We start from the raw sequence: 23,698 nt of genomic DNA, 5'->3' as shown, positions 1-23,698 counted from the left end.
GGCGCCCTCATTGTTTACCCACCAGAACCCGATCCAGGCCGTACACCCGATCGAGCAGAATCATGGTCAGCGCGGTCAGGCCGATCACCAATGCCGACACCGCCGCCATCATCGGGTCGATGGACTCGGTGGCGTAGACGTACATGCGCACCGGCAGGGTTTGCGTGGCCGGCGAGGTGACGAAGATCGACAGCGTGACCTCGTCAAAACTGTTGATGAACGCCAGCAGCCAGCCCCCGGCAACCCCCGGCAGAATCATCGGCAAGGTGATTTCCCGGAACAGCGTGAAGCGTCCGGCACCCAGCGACTGCGCGGCGTGTTCGGCGCTGCGGTCCAGGCCAATGGCCGACGCCAACACCAGGCGCAGCACATACGGCGTGATCACCAGCACATGGGCGAAGATCAGCCAGGCGAAACTGCCGTTGACGCCCATCAGCGCAAACAGACGCAACAACGCCACGCCCAATACCAGGTGCGGAATGATGATCGGTGACAGAAACAGGCCGTTGAGAAAGTCCCGTCCAGGGAACTCGAAGCGCGTGATCGCCAGCGCCGCCGGCACCGCAATCAGCGTGGCAATACTGGCCGCGCAGAACGCCAGGATCAGGCTGTTGTAGAACGCATCGACAAAGTCGGCACGCTCGAACACCGCACGAAACCATCGCAACGAAAACTCGGTGGTCGGCAGGCTCAGGGTGTTTTCCGGGGTGAAGGCCACGAGGCACACCACCACCAGCGGCGCGAGCATGAACAGCACCACCAGGGCATGGAACAGCAGGGCGAAAGGACCGTTCTTGGACATGACGAGTTATCCCAATGACTTCTTGTAGCGGCCTTCGATCATCCGGTTCCACGACAGCATGATCAGCAGGTTGAGCAACAGCAGCGCGACCGCGATGGCCGCGCCCATCGGCCAGTTGAGCTCCGACAGGTATTGGTCGTAGATCAACGTGGCGACCATCTTCAAGCGACGTCCGCCGAGCAGACCGGGAATGGCGAACGAACTGGCGGCCAGACCAAACACAATCAAGGTGCCCGAGAGCACGCCGGGCATGATTTGCGGCAACACCACCTGGCGCATCACCGTGAAGTGGCTGGCCCCCAGCGACAGCGCGGCCTGCTCGGCGGCGGGGTCGAGTTTTTGCAGCGAGGTCCACACCGGAATGATCATGAACGGCAGCATCACGTGCACCAGCGCAATCACCACCGCGAACGGCGTGTACAGCAACTTCATCGGCGAGCCACCAAAGGCTTGCAGGGTCTGATTGACCAGCCCGTCGGCACCCAGCAGCAGGCTCCAGCCGAAGGCACGCACCACCACCGAAATCAGCAGCGGCGTGAGGATCAGAATCAGGAAAATCGAGCGCCAGGGGGCGCCCATGCGGCTGAGGATGTAGGCCTCGGGCACGCCGATCACCACGCAGAGCAGGGTGGTCAGGGCGCTGATCCACATCGTGCGCAGGAAGATCTCGTAGAAGTACGGATCGCCCAGCAAGCTGCTGTAGTGGTCGAGGGTGAAGGCGTCGCCGTTGATCCCCGAGCTGTAATCGAAGACGTTGAACGACAGCACCAGAGTCAGCAGCAGCGGGATGATCAGCAGGCCGAGGTACAACGCCAGGGCCGGTGCCGACAGCCAATACCCTTGGCGTCCCTGGCGAATGGCAGCAAGCGTACTCATGCCGGCACCTCATCCACGCTCAGTACCCGCAGCAAGGTCGCGTCCCAATCGAGTCCGACTGCTGTGCCTTCGGTCAAGGGTGCCGAGCCGTCGTTGCGGCGCACCACGCTGAGTTCGCCCAAGGTCGTCGAGACGCCGTACAACCATTGGCTGCCAAGGAAGAAACGGCTGACGATCTGGCCTTGCAGCCGACCTTGGCCGTGCTCCCGCAGATCGATTTTTTCCGGGCGCAGACTCAGGGTCAGTTCACCGCCCCTTTGCACCTGGACCACGCCCGCGCCATCACGCTCGCCCGGCAGCAAATTGGCTTTGCCGACGAACCCGGAAATGAACTCGGTGCGTGGGTGTTCATAAAGGGTGTAGGGCGCGTCGATCTGGGTGATGCGCCCGGCCTGCATCACCACCACGCGGTCGCTGATGGACAGCGCTTCGGACTGATCGTGGGTGACCATCAACGTGGTGATCCCGACTTCACGCTGGATGCGGCGGATCTCGAACTGCATCTCTTCGCGCAGGTTGGCGTCGAGGTTGGACAGCGGCTCATCGAGCAGCAGCACGGGAGGCTCGATCACCAGCGCCCGGGCCAGCGCGACACGCTGACGCTGGCCACCGGAGAGTTCCCGTGGGTAACGCTCGGCGTGCTGATTCAGGCGCACCAGTTTCAACACCCGATCCACCCGTTGCTGCAACTCGGCGCCTGGCACTTTGCGCATCCGCAGGCCGAAGGCGACGTTGTCTTTGACAGTCATGTGCGGGAACAGCGCGTAACTCTGGAACACCACGCCCAAGCCACGGCTGGCGGGTTTGGCGTGGGTGATGTCGCGACCGTCGAGCAGGATGCGTCCGCTGCTGACTTCGACGAAGCCGGCGATCATTTGCAGGGTGGTGGTTTTGCCGCAGCCGGAGGGGCCGAGCAGGGACACGAACTCGCCTTTCTCGACCGAGAGGTTGGTGGCGACGACGGCGTCGATCTCGCCGTAACGTTTGCCGAGTCCTTCAAGTTGCACAAAAGCCATGACTGCGCTCCACCTGAGATTGTTATGCGTCGCCCGAAGGCGCGCTTTTTTGTATGGGCAGATACGAAAAGATGTTGCGGGGTGCGTTGGCGCTCGACTTCAGTCGGCTGCCGCTGTTGTTCGAATCGCCCCTGTCTGGACGCAGAGTAGGACGAAGAATAGGATGGGCTCAATGGCCTATTTCACTGAAGCGATGACTATTTTCAGTTTCATTCGGTGAGTAAATTTTTTGTCGAGTAATCACATGCCTGATTCCACTGAGCGGAATGAAAACAAAAATGAAGTCGGTGTCGGGGCTGTGTCCAGACTGTTTGCCGTGTTGCGCAGTCTGGGTGACGCCGTCGAGGGCGGGGAGCGTGTGACCCAACTGGCCCAGCGTATCGGCCTGTCGCAACCGACCACGCACCGTTTGTTGCGCAGCCTGATGGACGAAGGCATGGTCGAACAGGACGCTCGCAGCAAACGCTATCGCCTGAGCCTGGATTTTTTTGCGTTGGCGGCGCGGGCCGGCAACACCGGGAATCTGCGCGAACTGGTGCGACCGTCGTTGCTGCGACTGTCGGCTTCGTTGGGGGATTCGTTGTTTTTACTGGCGCGCAGCGGGTTTGATGCAATCTGCCTGGACCGCAGTGAAGGACCGTTCCCGATCCGCACCTTTACCGGTGATATCGGCGGGCGGGTGGCGCTGGGCGTCGGCCAGGGCAGTCTGGCGATTCTGGCGTTTCTGCCGGAAGAAGAGCGCGATACGGTGATCCATTACAACTTGCCGCGGCTCAAGGATTTTCACCTGTACGACGAGGTGTTCCTGCGTTCGGAAGTCGAGAACGTGCGCGCGCTGGGTTACGCCGGGCGCAACACTGGCGTACTGCAAGGCATGGCCGGCGTGGCGGTGCCGATTCTCGATCGGGAAGGACGGGCCGTGGCGGCGTTGAGCGTGGCCACGGTGAGTGATCGCCTGGGGCCGGATCGTTTGCCGACGGTGGTGGAGATGCTCAAGCGCGAAGCGGCGCTGATCGGGCCGCGGATCAATCCGTTTGATCCGCTGCTGCGTAGGCCTTCGCAGGTGTTCGGGCAGGGCTGAGCGCATTCTCCAAATAACCGCCGCTCCCCTGTATGAGTGAGCCTCAAGGGGAATGCGGTGGTGGTCAGAATTGGGTGGTTTGCTTGAGCTTCTGCGCCGCCGGCGTATCGCTCGGGCTGACCATCGCATAGTTGTAGCCGGCGCCGGACCAATACTCGGCCTGCAACTCGCCATCGCTGCGACTGCCCCGAGGCAGCAGGTTGTTTTTCGGTCCTGGTGGTCGCACGTAGAAGCTGATCTTGTGACCGCCCTGGTCTTCGTAAACCACCATCGCTGCCGGCCCTTGCTCGGTGCTGAGCAAGCGACCACTGACCGGCTTGTACCCCGAATCCGTCAGGTCCGGCAGTCGATTGGCGCGGGTGAAATAACGGTCGAGCCAGGCCTGCATGTCACCGTCGTCGCTGACCTTGAAGTCGGCCGGCAGAATGCCTTGCTGGGCGATCAAGCGGTACGCCTGCAGGGCATCGGTCATCGGCGGTTGCGCGCTGACCAGTGTCATTTCCCGCGCCTGCCAGCCGCTCAGTCCACCGACGCTGACGGCGATCAAGAGCACCGCGGCGCTGGCCAGATGACGGCGCGACTGGCGTTTGATCCGCTGGCGAATCAGCGCCGGGTCGAGGTCCGGGTTGGCCGTATGGTGCAACGCGCCGCTCATGGCCGCGCGCAGGTGCTGGGCGTCCTGCTGCCAGGCGCGCACTTGCGCGGCGGTTTGAGGGTTGCTGGCCAGGTAAGTCTCGACCAGGCGTCGGTCGGCGTCATTGAGTTGATGATCGACGTAGGCGTGCAGGTCGCGTTCGCTCGGGGGCATGCTGATCATTTGAGTATCCGCAGAGAAGGGCTGGTGATTTCGCCGTCGCTGAGTTGGCGCAGGGCCTGACGGGCGCGGGACAGGCGGGACATCACGGTGCCGGTGGGGACGTCGAGAATCTCGGCGACCTCTTTATAACTCAAACCTTCCACCGACACCCAGAGCAGCAGCGCGCGCTGTTCGGTGGTGAGTTGGTCGAAGGCTTGCAGAGTCGATTGGGCGAGCACGGTACGTTCTACCGACGGTTGCGCATCGTCACGACCGGTAAAGAATTCGAGCATCCGCGCATAACGCCGGGAGCGCCGGTGGGCGTCGAGAAACTGCCGATAAAGGATCGAAAACAACCACGCGCGCAAGTCGCCCTCGGGGCGTTTGTCGCCCCAGCTCGACAGGGCGCGCTCCAGGCTCGACTGCACCAGATCGTCGGCGCTGCTGGGATTGCGGGTCAGCGACACGGCAAATCGCCGCAACCTGGGAATGATTTCTCTGAGTTGTTCGTCGATATCGTTCATGAAGTTCTGACTAGTCACTACGCTGTGGACTAGGAAGACGCCCGGCATTGGAGGTTATTCCACGTCCGGAAAAATAAATACCGGGCGATGGAATAAAGCTCTGTGGCGTACGTCTGCTTGGTTCTTCTCACTTGTGGCCGATGGCCCTGGAGTCATTCATGGTAGATCGTTCATCACCGCCCACCCGGCCACCGCTGAGTGCTGCAAGCCTGACGTTACGCCTGGGCGGCATTGCCGTGGTAGTCGCGGCGCTGGCCGGTGCTTTTGCCTACGTCAACGGCACGCTCGACCCGCACCGCCTGACGCCGAAAAAGCTGATCAATGTGCTGGAAACCAACAACGGCGTGCACCCCGGATTTCGCCGTAACCACTCAAAAGGGGTGTGCGTGATCGGGCATTTCGAAAGCAGTGGCGAGGCGCGCAGCTATTCCAGCGCCCAGGTCTTCAACGAGGCGCAGACCCCTGTGGTCGGGCGTTTTGCCTTGCCTGCGGGTAATCCCTACGCGCCGGACAGCAGCGTGCCGATCCGCAGCATGGCGTTGCGTTTTACCCAGGCCAACGGCCAGCAATGGCGCACCGGGATGAACAGCATGCCGGTGTTCCCGGTGGGTACGCCTGAAGCGTTCTATCAATTGCAGCAAGCGCAATCGCCGGATCCGGCCACCGGCAAGCCCAATCCTGCGGCGGTTCCGGCGTTCTTTGGAGCTCACCCGGAAGCCGCGCCATTCCTGGCCTGGATCAAGACGGCCAAGCCTTCGGCCAGCTATGCGACGGAGACGTACAACAGCGTTAACGCGTTTTACCTGGTGAACGCGGCCGGCCAGCGCCAAGCGGTGCGCTGGAGCATGACACCGATAGCGCAGGATGCTGCGGGTGCCACGGCGCCTGAAGGGGCAGACTTTCTTGAAAAAGACCTGGTTCAGCGTTTATCCGCCGGGCCGCTGCGTTGGCAGTTGAACATTACCCTGGCTAACCCCGGTGATCCGGTCAACGACGCCAGCAAGGCCTGGCCTGACGGTCGCAAAGTGGTGAATGCCGGCACCTTGGTGCTGGAACGCACCCAGCCGCAACTCGATGGCGAATGCCGCGACATCAACTATGACCCGCTCGTATTGCCGGCCGGTATCGAAGGCTCCGACGACCCATTGCTCGCCGCTCGCTCGGCGGGGTACGCCAGTTCCTATCTGCGCCGCACCAGTGAAGTCAAACAGTTGCCTGCCGCCAACGCTAAACAGGAGGCTCATCAATGAGTGCTCAATCGAATCATTTCGCGCCGTTGGCGCGGCTGCTGCATTGGCTGATGGCGCTGATGGTCATTGCAATGCTGTTTATCGGCGCAGGCATGGTGGCCTCGGTGTCCGAGCGGCATGAGTGGCTGATCCATCTGCACAAACCGTTGGGGATTGCGATTCTGCTGCTGGTGATCGTGCGCCTGGTCGTTCGTTTTTCCACTCGGCAACCACCGTTGCCGGCGGATTTGCCCGGATGGCAGGCACTGGCGGCGAAGGCTTCGCATGTCTTGTTGTACGCACTGATGTTCATTTTGCCGCTGCTGGGCTGGGCGATGATTTCAGCGGCCGGGGATCCGGTGATGCTCAGCAATTCGTTCCAGTTGCCGTCGATCCTGCCCGCCAATGCGCAGATGTTTGCGTTTTTGCGCAAGGCTCACGGGTATCTGGCGTACTTGCTGTTTCTGACCGTGTTGCTGCATCTGGCGGCAGCGTTGTTTCACGGTTGGGTGCGGCGTGATGATGTGCTGGACAGCATGTTGCGCGGGAAGGATCGCGGCTGAAGGCATCACGGCTGCATGCCGGGCATGCAGCCATCGAGGGCGATCAGCGCAGGGTATCGATCATATCGGCAACGGTCGTCAGCACGTCCTTGCCCAACTGCTTGGAGCGCTTGCCCGACCAGCCGGTCAAGGCGTTCGGCGCATCGTTGTTATCCTTGAAGGGCATCTCCAGGGTCAGCGACAGGCAGTCGAATTTCTGACCGACACTGTTACAGGCCAGCGTCATGTTGGCTTTGCCCGGTTCGTCGCGGGTATAGCCGTGCTTGGTCTGGAAGTCCTTGGTCAGGTGTTTCAGATGGCTGCGGAAATGCTCTTCGAGTTTTTCGATCCGCGGCGTGTAGCCCGGGTTGCCTTCGCAACCGGCGGTGAATACGTAGGGGATTTCTTCATCGCCATGGATGTCGAGGAACAAGTCGACGCCGTACTTTTCCATCTGCTGCTGAACGAACAGCACTTCCGGGCTGATGTCCTGGCTGGCGCTCTGCCAGGCGCGATTGAGGTCCTGGCCCATGGCGTTGGTGCGCAAGTGACCGTGAAAGGCTCCGTCCGGATTCATGTTCGGCACCAGGTACAGGTCGGCGCTGGCCAGCAGTTTGTTCAGTACCGGGTCGTCGTGCTTTTCCAGGCGTTCGATCACGCCTTCCATAAACCATTCGGCCATGTGTTCGCCGGGGTGTTGCTGGGCAATCATCCAGACTTTGCGCTGACCTTCGGCGCCGCTGCCTTTACGCAGTAACTGGATGTCACGACCTTCCACGCTTTTGCCGGTGGCGAGCAGTTCGGTGCCAGCCTTGGTCAGCGCCTGTTCGATCAACCAGTCGTGACGGCCACGGCTGTAGGGTTCGAAGTAGGCAAACCAGGCGTGGGTGGCCGTCGCTTCGAGGCTGAAGCGCAGGCAATCGCCTTCGAAGATGGTCGGTACGCGGAACCAGTTGACGTGGTCGTAGGACGCCACCGCCTGATAACCGTCCCAAGCCTTATTGTACGAGGATTTGCTGGCATTGTTCAGACGAAACCAGTGCTCCTGACCGACATGCAGACCGCTGGCCTTGAAATGAAACCACTGGAAATGCTGGCTGCGGGTGTCCGGTTTGATGGCCAGCAGGGCTTGAAGTGGATTACTGATGTCCAGCACTTCAATGTTGCCGCTGTCGAAATTTGCGCTGATGTCGAATGAGGATTTAGCCACGGTCATAGTCGATTCCTGAATATGATTTTTATGGCTGCTACTTTACACGCTGGGAAGGGAAAAACCGGGGGAAATTGCGGGGTAAAAGGGGGCGTCTTCCTTGACGCAGACGCAGCTTAGAGACTGTGTGATTGATTCTCAAGCGCTATTTTTCATTAGTTTGGGCCAATGATGCCGGGCTTCTCTTGCCAGTGGATATTCTTTTGATATCATCCGCGCCAATCGAATTCGCAACACCTGAAGACTTCATTAGCCTGAAGCCAAAGCCAGAATAACTGGCAAAAAAAAGACCCGGCAAAAAGCCGGGTCAAAAACCGTGATTAGCCTGATGAGGAGATAGTCCAGGAGACCGACCTAAGGTCTCTTGGTCCATCGACTGATCTCGCGATCAGCTGCATGCAATAATAATCATTCTCGTTTGCAAGTCAAATGATTTTATCTGCTCGATTGGAAAATTCTTTCCCGTCTTTCCTCAAAAGTGCGTCCGGCTCAAACGCGCTGACCCTGTAAAGAACGATCAATCATCGCCTTGGCCATATCGATCATATGCACTGTCGAAAAGGCCAGGTCCCGACTTGCGCCGTGCAAGTTGCTGGCCGACTCGTAGGCGGTCGCTGCGGCACAGCGCAACAGATCCGACGCATGCACCAGCGCTTCTTCACCGCTGACCGCAGGGTTCACATCAAAAAATCGCTCCTCGACCACCGCTTCTGACACAGTTGGTTTCAAGTAATAGTCCAAGGCTTTTTGCGCGGCGGCGTTGCCTTTGGGCGAGGTGAGGGTGGTGTCCATTTGCATATCCGACAGGTCATTGCGGGGTAACGTCATGGCGATGGCAAGCTCCGTGATAGATTCAGATCCGTGAACCAATCCTAGTACTAACTGTATTTGTGACGAGAATTTAAATACTACAATTTGTGTTTTGTTGCCCGGAGTCCGCCACGTATCGTGCCGCCCATGGATAAATGGATTGAGTTGGTCAAAGCCAAGATGAGTGAGTTGAAAGTCACTCAGGAAGTACTCGCCGATCGCCTCGGGATGTCCCAGGGCGGTGTGGGTCACTGGCTGAATAAGCGCCGTCAGCCGAGCATCGAAGACATGAATCGTGTCTTGCGGGCGCTCGGGATGGATTTTCTGGAAGTGGCGATGGTCATTCGGGAGCCTTTGGTCGTACCGGACGACGAGATGCCCCTGACGCAAAAGTACAACCCGTACTTCCGTTACCCGGTCAGTGACTGGCGCGAGCCTGCGCAGCTGCGTGACGGTGAGCTATCGGTCTACGGCAAGCCGCGTTTCGAACTGACCGATTACCACGCTCAGGGCGCGGCCTTCTGGCTCGAGGTGGTCGGCGACGCGATGACCGCGCCCAGCGGAATCAGCATTGCCGAAGGCATGATGATCCTGGTGGACCCGGCCATTGTGCCGGAACCCGGAAAGCTGGTGATCGCGCAATGGGCGGGCAGTGTTGAAGCGATCTTTCGCAAGCTGATCGAAGAGGGCGGGCAGCGTTACCTGGTCCCGCTCAATCCGACATATCCGAAAGCCCTTTTCACCGAAGAGTGTCGAATCCTCGGCGTGGTGGTTCAGGCAACGGCCAAATTCTAATCAGATCGGTCCTCGCAATGCGTAGGACCGATCTTCATTTCACGCTTCTTCCAGTTCGACCAACGCACTGCCTTCGCTGACCATCTCGCCTTCCTGGCAGTACAGCGCCTTGATCACCCCGGCATGGGGCGCGCGAATGCTGTGCTCCATCTTCATCGCTTCCAGCACCACCAGTTGCGCACCGGCCTCAACCGTTTGCCCAGCCTCGACCAGCACGCGCACGATGCTGCCGTTCATGGGCGCGGTGAGCCCACCCTGATGACTGTGACTGGCTTCGACGGCGCTGATCGGGTCGTAAGCCTCGATGCGGCGCAATTCCCCTTCCCACTGCAGATACACAACCTCGCCACGGCGAATGACCCGGTGCTGGCGGCGTACGCCGTTGTGCTCGGTCAGCAGCTGTTCGCCCTTGAGCTGTGCGGTGTGGGCATCAACGTTACCCAGCGTCAGCGCCCGGTCTTGTCCTTCACAACTGAGGTGGAGGGTGATTTCCCTCGGCAGTCCAGCACGAAAACCATTGCCCACAGCCCAAGGCGAGCTCAGGTCATCAGCGCGCGGAGAACCTGGCTGGCTCTGGGCAAACGCCTGAGCAGCGGCTTGCCAGAACTCGTCACTGAGGTCCGCTGGCTCTGGCAACAATTGCTCCTGATAACGCGGAATAAACCCCGTATCAAGTTCTGCCGCAGCGAATGCCGGGTGAGCGATGATCCTGCGCAGGAAGTTGATGTTGGTCTTCAGCCCGCCGATCGCAAACTCATCGAGCATGCTCAACAATCGCAGCCGCGCCTGCTCACGGTCCTCGCCCCAGGCAATCAGCTTGCCGAGCATCGGGTCGTAGAACGGCGAGATCTCGTCGCCTTCTTCCACACCGCTGTCGACCCGACGTCCCGGACCTTCGGCCGATTCGCGATACAACGCCAGGCGCCCGGTGGCCGGCAGGAAATCATGGCTCGGGTCTTCGGCGTACAGCCGCACTTCAATTGCATGGCCGATCAACGGAACCTGCTCTTGAGTCATCGGCAACGCTTCACCGCGCGCCACACGAATCTGCCACGCCACCAGATCGAGGCCGGTGATCGCTTCGGTGACCGGGTGCTCGACCTGCAGACGCGTGTTCATCTCCATGAAGAAAAACTCGCCGCGCGAATCCAGCAAAAACTCCACGGTGCCGGCGCCGACATAGCCGATGGCCTGTGCCGAACGCACGGCAGCTTCGCCCATGGCGCGACGCAGTTCCGGACTCAAGCCGGGAGCGGGCGCTTCTTCGACGACTTTCTGATGGCGACGCTGAATCGAGCAGTCACGTTCATTGAGGTACAGGCAGTTACCGTGCTGATCGGCGAACACCTGGATTTCCACATGACGCGGCTTGAGCAGGTATTTCTCCACCAGCATCCGCGAATCGCCAAACGAGGATTTTGCTTCACGCTGCGCCGAGGCCAGGGCTTCGGCCAGCTGGCTGACGTCCTCAACCACTTTCATGCCTTTGCCGCCGCCACCCGCTGTCGCCTTGAGCAACACCGGATAACCGATGCGTTCGCAGGCATCGCGGAAGGTATCGAAGTCCTGGGCTTCGCCGTGGTAGCCGGGCACCAAGGGCACGCCGGCAGTTTCCATCAAGGCTTTGGCGGCCGACTTGCTGCCCATCGCGTCAATGGCCGAGGCGGGCGGGCCGAGGAAGATCAGGCCAGCGTCTTCAATGGCGCGGGCGAACCCGGCGTTCTCGGACAAAAAGCCATAACCGGGGTGAATCGCCTGAGCGCCGCTGGCCTTGGCCGCAGCGATCAATTTATCGATTTGCAGATAGCTGTCACCGGCTTTGCTGCCGCCGAGGTCGACGCGGATATCCGCTTCGCGGCTGTGCCGGGCGTCGCGGTCAGTGGCGCTGTGCACGGCCACGGTGGTCAGGCCCAACGCCTTGGCGGTGCGCATCACCCGGCAGGCGATTTCGCCACGGTTGGCCACCAGCAGAGAGGTAATCACAGGTGCGCTCATCAACGCGGCTCCTTGGGGGTGGTCGGTGCTTGCCAGCTCGGCGGACGTTTTTGCAGAAAAGCCCGCAGACCTTCCTGGCCTTCGGGGCTGACGCGGATGCGGGCGATGGCATTCTCGGTGTAACGGCGCAGCGCCGGGGTCAGCGCGCCGTTGCCGACTTCACGCAGCAAGTCCTTGCCGACGCGCATGGCGGCCGGGCTGTTGAGCAGCAGGTTGTCGATCCACTTCTCCACGTTCTGCTCCAGCTCAGCGACCGGATAGCTCTCCGACAACAGGCCGATTTCCCGCGCCCGTTGCCCGCCGAAACGTTCAGCCGTCAGGGCATAACGGCGTGCTGCGCGCTCGCCGATGGCTTGCACCACGAACGGGCTGATCACCGCCGGTGCCAGGCCGATGCGCACTTCTGACAGACAGAACTGCGCGTCATCGGTGCCAATCGCCATGTCGCAGCAACTGATCAGGCCCAGCGCGCCGCCGTAGGCCGCGCCTTGCACCACGGCCAGGGTCGGGATTTTCAGCTTGGCAAGGTTGTACATCAATTCCGCCAGTTCCCGGGCGTCGTCGAGGTTGGTGTGGTAATCGAGCTCGGCCGATTGCTGCATCCAGGCCAGGTCGGCACCGGCGCTGAAATGCTTGCCGCGGCCGCGCACCAGCAGAAACCGCAGGCTGGCATCGGTTGATACTTTGTCCAGTGCGAGTATCAGTTCGCGGATCATCTCGGCGTTGAACGCGTTGTTCTTTTCTTCACGGCTGAGCCACAGGGTCGCGAAACCTCGTGGGTCGGTCAGCAGTTCGAGGGTGTTGAAGTCGCTCATGTTTGTCCGTCTCCACAACTCTATTCTGTGGGAGCGAGGCTTGCCCGCGAAGGTGGTTTGTCAGTCACATCGATGCTGGATGTGCCAATGCCTTCGCGGGAAAACCACGCCCCTACAGGGTCGGATCACATCCGGAACACGCCGAAGCGGCTCGGTTCGATTGGCGCGTTCAGCGACGCGGACAAGGCCAGGGCCAGCACGTCGCGGGTCTGCGCCGGGTCGATGACGCCGTCGTCCCACAGCCGTGCGCTGGAGTAATAAGGGTGGCCCTGTTCTTCGTATTGATCGAGGATCGGTTGCTTGATCTCGGCTTCCTGCTCGGCGCTGAAACCCTGGCCACTGCGCTCGGCTTGCTCGCGCTTGACCTGCACCAATACGCCAGCCGCTTGCTCGGCGCCCATCACGCCGATGCGCGCGTTCGGCCACATCCACAGGAAGCGCGGATCGTAGGCGCGTCCGCACATGCCGTAGTTACCGGCGCCAAAACTGCCGCCGATGATCACGGTGAATTTCGGCACCTTGGCACACGCCACGGCGGTCACCAGTTTTGCGCCGTGCTTGGCGATGCCGCCGGCCTCGTATTTCTGGCCGACCATGAAGCCGGTGATGTTTTGCAGGAACAGCAAAGGAATGCCGCGCTGGCAAGCCAGTTCGATAAAGTGCGCGCCTTTCTGCGCGGCTTCGGCGAACAGGATGCCGTTGTTGGCGAGGATCGCGATAGGGTAACCGTGCAGATGCGCGAAGCCGCACACCAGCGTGGTCCCGAACAGCGCCTTGAATTCGTCGAACACCGAACCGTCGACCAGCCGCGAGATCACCTCGCGCACATCGAACGGTTGCTTGGCGTCGGCCGACACCACGCCGTACAGCTCATCGCTGGCGTAGAGCGGGGCGATGGGTGTGCGCTGCTGCAGTTCGCCGAGCTTGCGCCAGTTGAGGTTGGCGACGCTGCGCCGCGCAATGGCCAGCGCGTGTTCATCGCTCTCGGCGTAGTGGTCGGCGACACCGGAAATCTTGCAATGCACATCAGCCCCGCCGAGGTCTTCGGCGCTGACCACTTCGCCGGTCGCGGCTTTCACCAACGGCGGACCGGCGAGGAAAATGGTGGCCTGCTGGCGCACCATGATCGCTTCGTCAGCCATCGCTGGCACATAAGCACCACCCGCCGTGCAGGAGCCCATGACCACGGCAATTTGCGGGATGCCCATGGCGCTCATGTTGGCCTGGTTGAAGAAGATCCGTCCGAAGTGCTCGCGGTCTGGAAACACTTCATCCTGACGCGGCAGGTTGGCGCCGCCCGAATCCACCAGATAGATGCACGGCAGGCGATTCTGCTGGGCGATGGTCTGGGCACGCAGGTGTTTTTTCACCGTCAGCGGGTAATACGAGCCACCTTTCACTGTGGCGTCGTTGGCGACGATCATGCACTCGACGCCTTCGACACGGCCGATCCCGGCAATCACGCCCGCCGCCGGAACGTCTTCGCCGTAGACCGCGTAGGCCGCCAGTTGGCTGATCTCTAAAAACGGTGAGCCCGGATCGAGCAGGCGATTGATCCGTTCACGCGGCAGCAATTTGCCCCGCGAGGTGTGACGTTCTTGCGCCTTCGGACCGCCACCTTGCTGCACTTGGGCGAGCAGGGTGTGCAGGGCGTCGACCTGTTTGAGCATCGCCGCGCTGTTGGCCGCGAACTCCGCCGAACGGGGGTTGAGCTGGGTATGCAGAATCATGGGGCTACTCCGTAGCAGCTTCGAGTTGCAAGCGACAAGCTACAAGTTGAAGCAAGAGCACGGTCCTCTTGCAGCTTGAAACTTGCCGCCTGCCGCTGACGAAATTTATTTCGTTTCGTTGAACAGTTCGCGACCGATCAGCATGCGACGGATCTCACTGGTGCCAGCGCCGATTTCGTACAGCTTGGCGTCACGCAGCAGACGACCGGCCGGGAATTCGTTGATGTAGCCGTTGCCGCCAAGAATCTGGATCGCGTCGAGGGCCATTTGCGTGGCGCGTTCGGCGCTGTAGAGGATCACGCCGGCGGCGTCCTTGCGGGTGGTTTCGCCACGCTCGCAGGCTTGGGCCACGGCATACAGATAAGCGCGGCTGGCATTGAGTTGGGTGTACATGTCGGCGACTTTGCCCTGGATCAGCTGGAACTCGCCGATGCTTTGGCCGAACTGCTTGCGGTCGTGGATATAGGGAACGATCAGGTCCATGCAGGCCTGCATGATCCCGGTCGGGCCGCCGGACAGCACGACGCGTTCGTAGTCGAGGCCGCTCATCAGCACTTTCACGCCGCCGTTGAGCACGCCGAGGATGTTTTCTTCCGGTACTTCGACGTCATCGAAGAACAGCTCGCAGGTGTTGGAACCACGCATGCCGAGCTTGTCGAATTTATTGCTGCGGCTGAAGCCTTTCGAATCACGTTCGACGATGAACGCGGTAATGCCGTGGGGGCCTTTTTCCAGGTCGGTCTTGGCGTAGATCACGTAAGTGTTGGCGTCGGGGCCGTTGGTGATCCAGGTCTTGCTGCCGTTGAGCACGTAGTGATCGCCACGTTTGTCGGCACGCAGCTTCATCGACACCACGTCGGAACCGGCATTCGGTTCGCTCATGGCCAGGGCGCCAATGTGTTCGCCGCTGATCAGCTTCGGCAGGTACTTGGTTTTCTGTTCGTGATTGCCGTTGCGGTTGATCTGGTTGACGCAGAGGTTGGAGTGCGCGCCGTAGGACAAGGCGACTGACGCCGAGCCGCGACTGATTTCTTCCATGGCGACCACGTGAGCCAGGTAGCCCAGGCCAGCACCGCCATATTCTTCCGCGACGGTAATGCCCAGCAGGCCCATGTCGCCGAATTTGCGCCACAGGTCAGCCGGGAACAGGTTGTCGATGTCGATCTGAGCGGCGCGCGGAGCGATCTCTTTGGCGACGAAGGACTGAACCTGATCGCGCAGCATGTCGATGGTTTCACCGAGGGCAAAGTTCAGGGATGGGTAGCTCATGGGTCACCTTTTGGCTTTTTTGTCGGTTAGTGAGGCCGTCAATTGGCTCTCACCTTTACGTTAACGTAAGCCTGTGACGAATGGCTGTCAATCACCCTTTACGTTAACGTCAACTTGAGCGACAGTAGGGCCAGTTCAAGATCGAACAGCGGCAAATCCTGTAGGAGCGAAGCTTGCTCGCGAAAGCGTCAGATCAGTCGACTTCAGTGTTGAATGTACTGGCCTCTTCGCGAGCACGCTTCGCTCCTGCAGGTTGGGTCGCCCACCCGCAAATAAAGACAATAGGGGTCGTCATGGATCAACCCAGTGCAAGCCCGCAGCGCAGCTATACCCGTGGTTCCCAGGAAAAAGCCTTACTGGCGATGACCATCGGTCAAGCATTCGACAACACCGTCGCGCAATACCCGGCCGGGGAGGCGCTGGTCGTGCGCCATCAACAGTTGCGCTACACCTGGCAGCAATTGGCCGAGGCTGTCGACCTGCACGCCAGAGCTCTGTTGGCGCTCGGCTTGCAGACCGGTGACCGCCTCGGTATCTGGGCACCGAATTGCGCGCAGTGGTGCATCAGCCAGTTTGCCAGTGCGAAAATCGGTGTGATCCTGGTCAACATCAACCCGGCCTACCGCAGCTCCGAACTTGAATACGTGTTGAAGCAATCCGGCTGCCAATGGCTGGTCTGCGCCGGTGCGTTCAAGACCTCCGACTACCACGGGATGCTGCAGGGCCTGGTGTCTGAGCTGGCGGAGCAATCCATCGGAAAGCTGCACAGCGAACGCCTGCCAGACTTGCGCGGCGTCATCAGTCTGGATGCACAACCCCCGTCGGGCTTCCTGCCGTGGTCGCAACTGGGCGATCTCGCCGCCAGCGTGTCCGCCGAACAATTGCGTGAGCGCCAGGACAGCCTGCATTTCGATCAGGCGGTGAACATCCAGTACACCTCCGGCACCACCGGTTTCCCGAAAGGCGCGACCCTCAGTCACTACAACATTCTCAACAACGGGTACATGGTCGGCGAAAGCCTCGGGCTGACGGCCCATGACCGCCTGGTGATCCCGGTGCCGTTGTATCACTGCTTCGGCATGGTCATGGGCAATCTCGGCTGCATCACCCACGGCAGCACCATGATCTACCCCAACGATGCGTTCGACCCGCTGCTGACCCTGACCACGGTGGCCGAAGAAAAAGCCACCGCGCTCTACGGCGTGCCGACCATGTTCATCGCCATGCTCGATCACCCTCAACGCGCCGACTTCGATCTGTCGAGCCTGCGCACCGGGATCATGGCCGGGGCGACCTGTCCGATCGAGGTCATGCGCCGGGTCATCAATGAAATGCACATGAGCGAAGTGCAGATTGCCTACGGCATGACGGAAACCAGCCCCGTGTCGTTGCAGACCGGTCCATCGGACGAGTTGGAACTGCGCGTCACCACCGTCGGCCGGACTCAGCCGCAGCTGGAAAGCAAGATCATCGACGAGGCCGGCAACCTGGTGCCGCGTGGCACCATCGGCGAACTCTGCACCCGCGGTTACAGCGTGATGCTCGGTTACTGGAACAACCCGCAAGGCACCGCTGAAGCCATCGATCAGGCGGGCTGGATGCACACCGGCGACCTGGCGAGCATGAATGATGAGGGTTACGTGTGCATCGCCGGGCGCAACAAGGACATGATCATCCGCGGCGGTGAGAATGTTTACCCCCGTGAGCTGGAAGAGTTCTTTTTCACCCATCCGGCGGTGGCGGACGTGCAAGTGATCGGGATTCCGTGTTCGCGCTATGGCGAAGAGATTGTCGCCTGGATCAAATTCCACCCGGGCCACAGTGCGACAGAACAAGAGCTGCAAGCGTGGTGCAAGGAACGCATCGCGCACTTCAAGACGCCGCGTTACTTCAAGTTCGTGGAAGAGTTTCCGATGACCGTGACCGGCAAGATCCAGAAATTCCGGATGCGCGAGATCAGTATCGAGGAATTGCGCGAAAAGCAGGTCTGACAAATTCGCCCTTGTGGGAGCCAGCAGGCTGGCTCCCACAAGGGCGGTGGTGAAAACCTGGATTGCAGAAAGCACAAAGGGGAGCCGAGGCTCCCCTTTAATTTTCGTCGCACGTGCTCTTTTTTTATTATTGAGGGGCGGTCTGTTGTTGTTTTTAGTGACCGTGACCCTTTACCGCTGTTTTTGTCGATCCCCATCCGGGATCAAGAGCAAACGTATTTTTTTGAGCGCTGATCTACTTTTTCGCTGAGCGATCCAACCAGTTCGGGAGCTACCTGAAGGTAGTTTTATTGTTCTCTGCCCGGTTGCGGGTTACTCCGAAAAGCACCCTGAAAAGCACATCCTCTCCAAAAAAATCTGTTAGCTGCGTCTCTGCCGTGTTGTTTTTGTTATGTCAGAGTCGTTACGTCTTATTTTTATTGGGTTTGCCGCTTTTTTTGTTCTTGTTATGCAGTAGAGATAGCAGAAGCCGTGCCAACTTTAAAAAATCCTTACAAATCAACTATTTAACTTTTTGTAAGATTTTTCCTTCGGATGAAACCAGACAATTTGTTTCCGTGTTACTCGCTTGTGCCCCACGTTTCAGACACAGCGGTAACACCCGCACGCCTCACTGTGCGCTGCGAGCCTTGGCCACGCGCGAACCGGTCGGTCGCCCCAGCACGGAGCAAATCTGCTGGCCGGCCAAAATCAGAGCGTCCAGATCAATGCCGGTCTCAATACCGAGGCCGTTGAGCAGGTAAACCACGTCTTCGGTGGCGATGTTACCGCTGGCGCCCTTGGCGTAAGGGCAGCCGCCGAGGCCGGCGATGGAGCTGTCGAACACCGCGATACCTTCCAGCAGGCTGGCATAGATGTTGGCCATGGCCTGGCCATAAGTGTCGTGGAAGTGCCCGGCCAGTTTTTTACGCGGCACTTGGGCCGACACCACCTCGAACATCGTGCGGGTCGCGCCGGCGGTGCCGGTGCCGATGGTGTCACCCAGGGAGACTTCATAGCAGCCCATCGCGTAAAGCTCGCGGGCGACGTGGGCGACTTGTTCGGGAGCGACGTTACCTTCGTAAGGACAGCCCAGCACGCAGGACACGTAGCCACGCACGCTGACGCCGTGTTGTCTGGCCGCATCCATGATCGGCACGAAGCGCGCCAGGCTTTCGCTGATCGAGCAATTGATGTTGCGTTGCGAAAACGCTTCGGAGGCCGCGGCGAACACCGCGACTTCCTTCACCCCGGCCGCGATTGCATCCTCAAACCCGCGCAGGTTGGGGGCGAGTGCGCCATAGGTCACACCCGGTTTGCGCTGGATTTGCGCAAAGACGTCGGCGGAGCCGGCCATTTGCGGCACCCACTTGGGTGAAACGAAACTGCCGACTTCAATATAGCCAAGGCCCGCAGCGGTCAGCGCGTCGACCAGTTGCACCTTGTCCGCAACGCTGATGGGTTGGGCTTCGTTCTGCAGGCCATCACGGGGACCGACTTCGACCAAACGTACATGAGAGGGTAGGGACATGGAATCGACCTGCTGTAATTGTCTGAATGTTCAGCGAATCCCGTAGGAGCGAAGCTTGCTCGCGAACGCGGTATGTCATTCAACGTTGGTGTCGACTGATGTGGCGCTTTCGCGAGCAAGCTTCGCTCCTACAAGTATCCGGAATGTTTACTGCGCGGGTTGCTGGCTCTTGATCGTCTGCTCCAGCGCCTGGGTGCAGCGCTCCTGCGCGGTGTCCAGTTCCAGTTTCATCTGCTCGATGTCGAGCATCTGCTGTTCCAGCTGTTCGCGGCGCTCGGCGATCTTGCTCAGCATGGTTTGCAGCTGTTTCTGGTTGCCGCCGGTGGGGTCGTAAAGTTCGATCAGCTCGCGGCATTCAGCCAAGGAAAAGCCAATGCGCTTGCCCCGCAGGATCAGCTTCAGACTGACCTTGTCACGGGGCGTATACACGCGTTCCTGGCCACGGCGCTCAGGGCTGAGCAGGCCTTGCTCTTCATAGAAGCGAATGGCCCGCGTGGTGATGTCGAGCTCGCGGGCGAGGTCTGAAATGCTATAGGTCTGGCTGCTCATGGAAGCGCTCGAAGAAGGTCATGGCGCTAAGCTAATGGCAGGTTGACGTTTACGTCAAGGGGCGTGAATTGCTGGCGTCCTTGCTGGCCTCTTCGCGAGCAGGCTCGCTCCCACATTGGATCTGCAAGGAACACAACATCGGTGAGAGATCCCTGTGGGAGCGAGGCTTGCCCGCGAAGAACGATGACGCGGTCCAAAGCCCTACACCTTATCGAGCTTCTTCTCATGCGCCGTCACTTGCTGGCACAACTCGATCATCTGTTCGCGCATCCAGCGGTTGGCCGGGTCCTGGTCAGTGCTTTCGTGCCAGTAGAGGTGCGTTTCCACCGGGGGCACGTCGTTGACCGGCAGGTTCACCGAATACAGGTCATGACGACGGGCGAAGCGCTCCGGCACGGTCATGACCATGTCGGTCTGCTGCAACACCTGGGACGCCATCAGATAATGCTGGGAGCGCAGGGCAATCTTGCGCTGGATGCCCATTTTCCCCAGGGCCAGGTCGACGTGACCCAGACCGCTGCGGCGGCTGGAGATATGAATGTGCGTCAGCGACAGATAATCATCGAGGGTGAATTTCTCCTTGCCCGCCAGCGGATGGCCCTTGCGCATGGCGCAGACGTAGCGGTCTTCCATCAACTTGACGTGACGCACCTGCGGGTCAGTGTTGAGTGGCGCATCCACGGCGAAATCGAGACGCCCGGCCGCCAGTTCCTTGGTGGTCTCGCGGCGCTTGGACAGAAAGCTTTCGATGATCACCGTCGGCGCCAGGCGGCGCAGGCGCTGGAACAGCGGTGGCAGAATCACCGCTTCGGTCAGGTCGGTCATGCTGATGCGATACGTCTTGACCGCTTGCAGCGGGTTAAAAATCCGGCTTTCCTGCACCGACACCCGCAGCAGGGAGAGCGCGTTACGCACCGGTCCGATGATGTTTTGCGCCATCGGCGTCGGCACCATGCCTTGCGCCGTGCGCACGAACAATGGGTCGTTGAAGGTCTCGCGCAGGCGGGCCAGAGCGTTCGAGACGGCTGGCTGAGTAATGCCGACAATCTGCCCGGCTCGGGTCAAATTGGCTTCGGTGTAGATCGCGTCGAAGACGATGAAAAGGTTGAGGTCGACCTTGCTCAGATTCATTGCGCTGCACTCTTATTGTTGGTTCTCAATCAGCCGATCATATATCGGTGATGAATGTTAATACACGCCGAGAATAGGCTAGGTAAATTATCAACGCTGTTCTAGCATCGATGCATGACCTAAAACAACCTCTGCCCAAGAAGGTAATTGCTCATGGATTTCGCTTATTCGCCCAAGGTTCAGGAACTGCGTGAGCGCGTGACCGCGTTCATGGACACTTACGTTTATCCCGCCGAAGCCGTGTTCGAGCGCCAGGTCGCCGAAGGCGATCGCTGGCAGCCGACCGCGATCATGGAAGAGCTCAAACTCAAGGCAAAGGCCGAAGGGTTGTGGAATCTGTTTCTGCCTGAGTCCGAACTCGGTGCCGGCCTGACCAACCTCGAATACGCGCCATTGGCGGAAATCATGGGCCGCTCGCTGCTCGGTCCTGAGCCCTTCAACTGCTCCGCACCGGACACCGGCAACATGGAAGTGCTGGTGCGTTACGCCAACGAAGAACAGAAACAACGCTGGCTCGAACCGCTGCTGCGCGGCGAGATCCGCTCGGCGTTCGCCATGACCGAACCGGACGTTGCTTCATCCGACGCCACCAACATGGCTGCCCGCGCTGTGCGTGACGGCGACGAGTGGGTGATCAACGGTAAAAAGTGGTGGACCTCAGGCGCCTGCGACCCGCGCTGCAAGATTCTGATCTTCATGGGCCTGAGCAATCCTGACGCGCCACGCCACGCCCAGCACTCGATGATTCTGGTGCCGGTGGATGCCCCGGGTGTGAAGATCGTTCGTCCGTTGCCGGTGTTCGGCTACGACGACGCGCCTCACGGCCACGCCGAAGTGCTGTTTGAAAACGTTCGCGTGCCGTATGAAAACGTCCTGCTGGGCGAGGGACGCGGCTTCGAAATCGCCCAGGGTCGCCTTGGCCCTGGCCGGATTCACCACTGCATGCGCTCGATCGGCATGGCCGAGCGTGCGCTGGAGTTGATGTGCAAACGTGCAGTGAGCCGCACCGCGTTCGGTAAACCGTTGGCACGCCTGGGCGGCAACATCGACAAGATCGCCGACTCGCGGATGGAAATCGACATGGCACGCCTGCTGACATTGAAAGCGGCGTACATGATGGACACCGTCGGTAACAAGGTGGCGAAGAGCGAGATCGCGCAGATCAAAGTCGTCGCGCCGAACGTGGCCCTGCGGGTGATCGATCGGGCCATCCAGATGCATGGCGGGGCAGGGGTTTCCAACGATTTCCCGCTGGCCTATATGTATGCGATGCAACGCACTCTGCGCCTGGCCGATGGCCCGGACGAAGTGCACCGCGCGGCAATCGGCAAGTTCGAGATCGGCAAGTATGTGCCGAAAGAGATGATGCGTAGCGGGCAGTAAAACAGCGTCATCGTTCTTCGCGGGCAAGCCCCGCTCCTACAGGGATCACTATTCTCTGTGGTAGCGAGGTTTGCCCGCGAAGGCGTCGACCCATTCAACACAGCAACATCTGACTCAATACACCCAAACCTCAACCCGCCGATTCTTGATCCGCCCCTCATCCGCGCTATTCGCCGCCACCGGCATTTCGGCGCCAAAGCCGCGGATCTCGCGAAACACCACGCCGCTTTTCACCAGTTCCCGCCGCACCGCCATGGCCCGCAGTTTCGATAACAGATCGGCACGCGCCGGATCGCTCTTGGCATCACCAAATCCCACCAGCGTCACCTGCCGATTGGTTTTATCGTGCTGCTTTATATAGTCGAGCACCCGCGACAAGTCTTGTCGGGCCTTGTTGTCCAGCGTCGCGCTGCCTTCCTCGAAACGGAAATTCACCGACAGCCGCTGGGCGTGGCGACTTAGCGCCTGATATCCCTCGGGCATCAGTGCATTCGGCGTAACCGTCATGGCCTGGACGGTCTGCGCGATAAAACCATTGGCTGCGACGATTTCCTGCCCTTTGCTGCTTTGCGCGAACGCCACCAGCGCTTGTGCCCAAGGATTTTTCCCGGTGGGCGGCAGGTAAAAGAACAGTCGCCGGGACAGCGGATAGTCTTCCGTGGCAATAAGGTTGTTGAGCGGCAGCATGGCCTGGGATTGGCCATCGGCAATCGCCACGGCTTTGGCCTGGCGCACGTAGGGCAAACCGATAAAACCGATGCCTTGCCGATCCAGACTGACGGCGTCGGACAATTGCTCGCTGGATTCGAAGCGTTTCGCGGCGCTGTTGAGCGTTTTCCCGCGGCGGCTGAGAACCAATTCCTTGAAGGTGTCGTAGGTGCCCGATTGGTCATCCCGCGCATACAGGTGAATTGTCCCGCCGCTGCCACCGAGCTCTTCCCAGGTTTTTGCCTCACCGCTGAAAATTCGCGCCAATTGGTCGGTGCTGAGCTGGTTCAGCGGATTTTGCGGATGGAGGATGATCGCCAGGCCATCGATGGCGATGACTTGTTCGGCACCGGGGCTTTTGAAGTCGCCCAGGGTTTTGAGCTCGACTCGTTCGCTGTCCTTGATCGGGCGTGACGAGGCGGCGAGGTCGGCGGATGCGGTTTTGAGGGCGCTGAACCCGGTGCTGGAACCATGAGCCGCGACGTCCACTATCACCCGTCGTCCCTGAACCGTTTCGCCGACGATACGTTGTTCGTTGGCTTTGTCCGGGACTTCACTGCGGACCTTGAGCAAGCCTTGTTCGCGCATCAGTCCTTCGACCAGCGCCGGCCCCAACGCGGCGCCGATGGTGTTGGAACCCTGGATGCGCAGGACGGGGCTGTTTTCGGGCGTCGGCAGATCGCCCGCTGAGGTGGTGAAGGGCAAACAGGCACACAGCATCAACAGGAACGATCTGCACAGCGTCATGCCGGCACCTTGTTTGGCCAAAGGAAGTGCCGGGAGAATAAGTCAGTTAGATTTCTAAAAGATGACAGTCACTAGGTGTGGGAGCGAGCCTGCTCGCGATGAGGGCTTAACAGTCAACACTTGTATTGAATGTAAGTCCGCTATCGCGAGCAGGCTCGCTCCCACAATTTGATCTGTGTAAAGCCTGGG

Annotated in this window: 21 protein-coding genes; 6 read left to right on the top strand and 15 right to left on the bottom strand. The window is 60.1% G+C overall.

Translation table 11 applies throughout. From position 1 onward, the window contains the following. Positions 1-7: 7 nt before the first annotated feature. The 3 genes from AB4N91_RS16150 to AB4N91_RS16140 are packed head-to-tail and all read right to left on the bottom strand — an operon-like array spanning position 8 to position 2,694. The gene (locus AB4N91_RS16150) at positions 8-802 is read right to left on the bottom strand and encodes an ABC transporter permease (protein ID WP_077749753.1); all 795 of its coding nucleotides are present in this window, start codon (positions 800-802) and stop codon (positions 8-10) included. Between the two features lie 6 nt (positions 803-808). Then, entirely contained in the window at positions 809-1,678 is an 870-nt protein-coding gene (locus AB4N91_RS16145; RefSeq protein WP_010458758.1) for an ABC transporter permease, read from the bottom strand. After that, positions 1,675-2,694, bottom strand: a complete 1,020-nt coding sequence (locus AB4N91_RS16140; RefSeq protein ID WP_169857374.1) for an ABC transporter ATP-binding protein — start codon at positions 2,692-2,694, stop codon at positions 1,675-1,677. The genes AB4N91_RS16145 and AB4N91_RS16140 overlap by 4 nt, the downstream gene beginning before the upstream one ends. Positions 2,695-2,938: 244 nt before the next feature. Between AB4N91_RS16140 and AB4N91_RS16135 the strand changes: the two genes are divergently transcribed. Continuing rightward, positions 2,939-3,775 carry an IclR family transcriptional regulator gene (locus AB4N91_RS16135; protein ID WP_083377184.1) on the top strand — a complete coding sequence of 279 codons (837 nt, stop codon included), beginning with the start codon at positions 2,939-2,941 and terminating at the stop codon, positions 3,773-3,775. A gap of 64 nt (positions 3,776-3,839) precedes the next feature. Here AB4N91_RS16135 and AB4N91_RS16130 read toward each other — a convergent pair whose 3' ends face one another. After that, a complete protein-coding gene (locus AB4N91_RS16130; RefSeq protein WP_102595255.1) occupies positions 3,840-4,592 on the bottom strand; it encodes an anti-sigma factor family protein in 753 nt (250 codons plus the stop codon). After that, complete coding sequence (locus AB4N91_RS16125; protein ID WP_010458766.1) at positions 4,589-5,095, bottom strand: RNA polymerase sigma factor; 507 nt, start codon at positions 5,093-5,095, stop codon at positions 4,589-4,591. The genes AB4N91_RS16130 and AB4N91_RS16125 overlap by 4 nt, the downstream gene beginning before the upstream one ends. A 158-nt stretch (positions 5,096-5,253) precedes the next feature. On the opposite strand from AB4N91_RS16125, the gene AB4N91_RS16120 reads away from it, so the two are divergent. Together AB4N91_RS16120 and AB4N91_RS16115 are read left to right on the top strand one after the other, a co-directional pair. Continuing rightward, entirely contained in the window at positions 5,254-6,345 is a 1,092-nt protein-coding gene (locus AB4N91_RS16120; protein WP_083377183.1) for a catalase family peroxidase, read from the top strand. Continuing rightward, entirely contained in the window at positions 6,342-6,887 is a 546-nt protein-coding gene (locus AB4N91_RS16115) for a cytochrome b (RefSeq protein WP_460111065.1), read from the top strand. Before AB4N91_RS16120 ends, AB4N91_RS16115 begins: the two co-directional genes overlap by 4 nt. A gap of 43 nt (positions 6,888-6,930) precedes the next feature. Here AB4N91_RS16115 and AB4N91_RS16110 read toward each other — a convergent pair whose 3' ends face one another. Continuing rightward, positions 6,931-8,082 (bottom strand): M14 family metallopeptidase, encoded by a 1,152-nt coding sequence (locus AB4N91_RS16110; RefSeq protein ID WP_010458771.1) that lies wholly within the window; start codon positions 8,080-8,082, stop codon positions 6,931-6,933. Between the two features lie 483 nt (positions 8,083-8,565). Continuing rightward, positions 8,566-8,904, bottom strand: a complete 339-nt coding sequence (locus AB4N91_RS16105) for a DUF6124 family protein (RefSeq protein ID WP_010458773.1) — start codon at positions 8,902-8,904, stop codon at positions 8,566-8,568. Positions 8,905-9,033: 129 nt separating this feature from the next. Here AB4N91_RS16105 and AB4N91_RS16100 point away from each other — a divergent pair, with 129 nt between their 5' ends. After that, positions 9,034-9,681, top strand: a complete 648-nt coding sequence (locus AB4N91_RS16100; protein ID WP_077749758.1) for a LexA family protein — start codon at positions 9,034-9,036, stop codon at positions 9,679-9,681. A gap of 39 nt (positions 9,682-9,720) precedes the next feature. Here AB4N91_RS16100 and AB4N91_RS16095 read toward each other — a convergent pair whose 3' ends face one another. From AB4N91_RS16095 to AB4N91_RS16080, 4 genes are all read right to left on the bottom strand, one after another. Further along, the gene (locus tag AB4N91_RS16095; RefSeq protein WP_460111062.1) at positions 9,721-11,676 is read right to left on the bottom strand and encodes an acetyl/propionyl/methylcrotonyl-CoA carboxylase subunit alpha; all 1,956 of its coding nucleotides are present in this window, start codon (positions 11,674-11,676) and stop codon (positions 9,721-9,723) included. Next, positions 11,676-12,491 (bottom strand): gamma-carboxygeranoyl-CoA hydratase, encoded by an 816-nt coding sequence (locus tag AB4N91_RS16090; protein WP_460111060.1) that lies wholly within the window; start codon positions 12,489-12,491, stop codon positions 11,676-11,678. The genes AB4N91_RS16095 and AB4N91_RS16090 overlap by 1 nt, the downstream gene beginning before the upstream one ends. Before the next feature lie 125 nt (positions 12,492-12,616). Beyond that, entirely contained in the window at positions 12,617-14,221 is a 1,605-nt protein-coding gene (locus AB4N91_RS16085; RefSeq protein WP_010458780.1) for a carboxyl transferase domain-containing protein, read from the bottom strand. Between the two features lie 105 nt (positions 14,222-14,326). Then, complete coding sequence (locus AB4N91_RS16080; protein WP_077749759.1) at positions 14,327-15,490, bottom strand: isovaleryl-CoA dehydrogenase; 1,164 nt, start codon at positions 15,488-15,490, stop codon at positions 14,327-14,329. Positions 15,491-15,783: 293 nt separating this feature from the next. Between AB4N91_RS16080 and AB4N91_RS16075 the strand changes: the two genes are divergently transcribed. Next, on the top strand, positions 15,784-17,481 hold the full coding sequence (locus AB4N91_RS16075; protein WP_460111058.1) for an AMP-binding protein: 1,698 nt from the start codon (positions 15,784-15,786) through the stop codon (positions 17,479-17,481). A 610-nt stretch (positions 17,482-18,091) separates the two neighbouring features. On the opposite strand, the gene AB4N91_RS16070 is transcribed toward AB4N91_RS16075, so the two are convergent. From AB4N91_RS16070 to AB4N91_RS16060, 3 genes are all read right to left on the bottom strand, one after another. Then, positions 18,092-18,991: a hydroxymethylglutaryl-CoA lyase gene (locus AB4N91_RS16070; RefSeq protein WP_145309573.1), complete on the bottom strand. Its 900-nt coding sequence runs from the start codon at positions 18,989-18,991 to the stop codon at positions 18,092-18,094. Between the two features lie 147 nt (positions 18,992-19,138). Beyond that, positions 19,139-19,540, bottom strand: a complete 402-nt coding sequence (locus AB4N91_RS16065) for a MerR family transcriptional regulator (RefSeq protein ID WP_010458788.1) — start codon at positions 19,538-19,540, stop codon at positions 19,139-19,141. A 201-nt stretch (positions 19,541-19,741) separates the two neighbouring features. Continuing rightward, positions 19,742-20,671, bottom strand: a complete 930-nt coding sequence (locus tag AB4N91_RS16060) for a LysR family transcriptional regulator (protein ID WP_008148497.1) — start codon at positions 20,669-20,671, stop codon at positions 19,742-19,744. A gap of 153 nt (positions 20,672-20,824) precedes the next feature. Here AB4N91_RS16060 and AB4N91_RS16055 point away from each other — a divergent pair, with 153 nt between their 5' ends. Then, a complete protein-coding gene (locus tag AB4N91_RS16055; RefSeq protein ID WP_010458791.1) occupies positions 20,825-22,054 on the top strand; it encodes an acyl-CoA dehydrogenase in 1,230 nt (409 codons plus the stop codon). A gap of 114 nt (positions 22,055-22,168) precedes the next feature. On the opposite strand, the gene AB4N91_RS16050 is transcribed toward AB4N91_RS16055, so the two are convergent. Continuing rightward, positions 22,169-23,509 (bottom strand): substrate-binding domain-containing protein, encoded by a 1,341-nt coding sequence (locus AB4N91_RS16050; RefSeq protein WP_172790596.1) that lies wholly within the window; start codon positions 23,507-23,509, stop codon positions 22,169-22,171. Between the last annotated feature and the right edge of the window lie 189 nt (positions 23,510-23,698).

The sequence above is a fragment of the Pseudomonas sp. H3_D04 genome (assembly GCF_054669175.1).
This window is presented reverse-complemented; position numbering and strand designations above follow the sequence as displayed.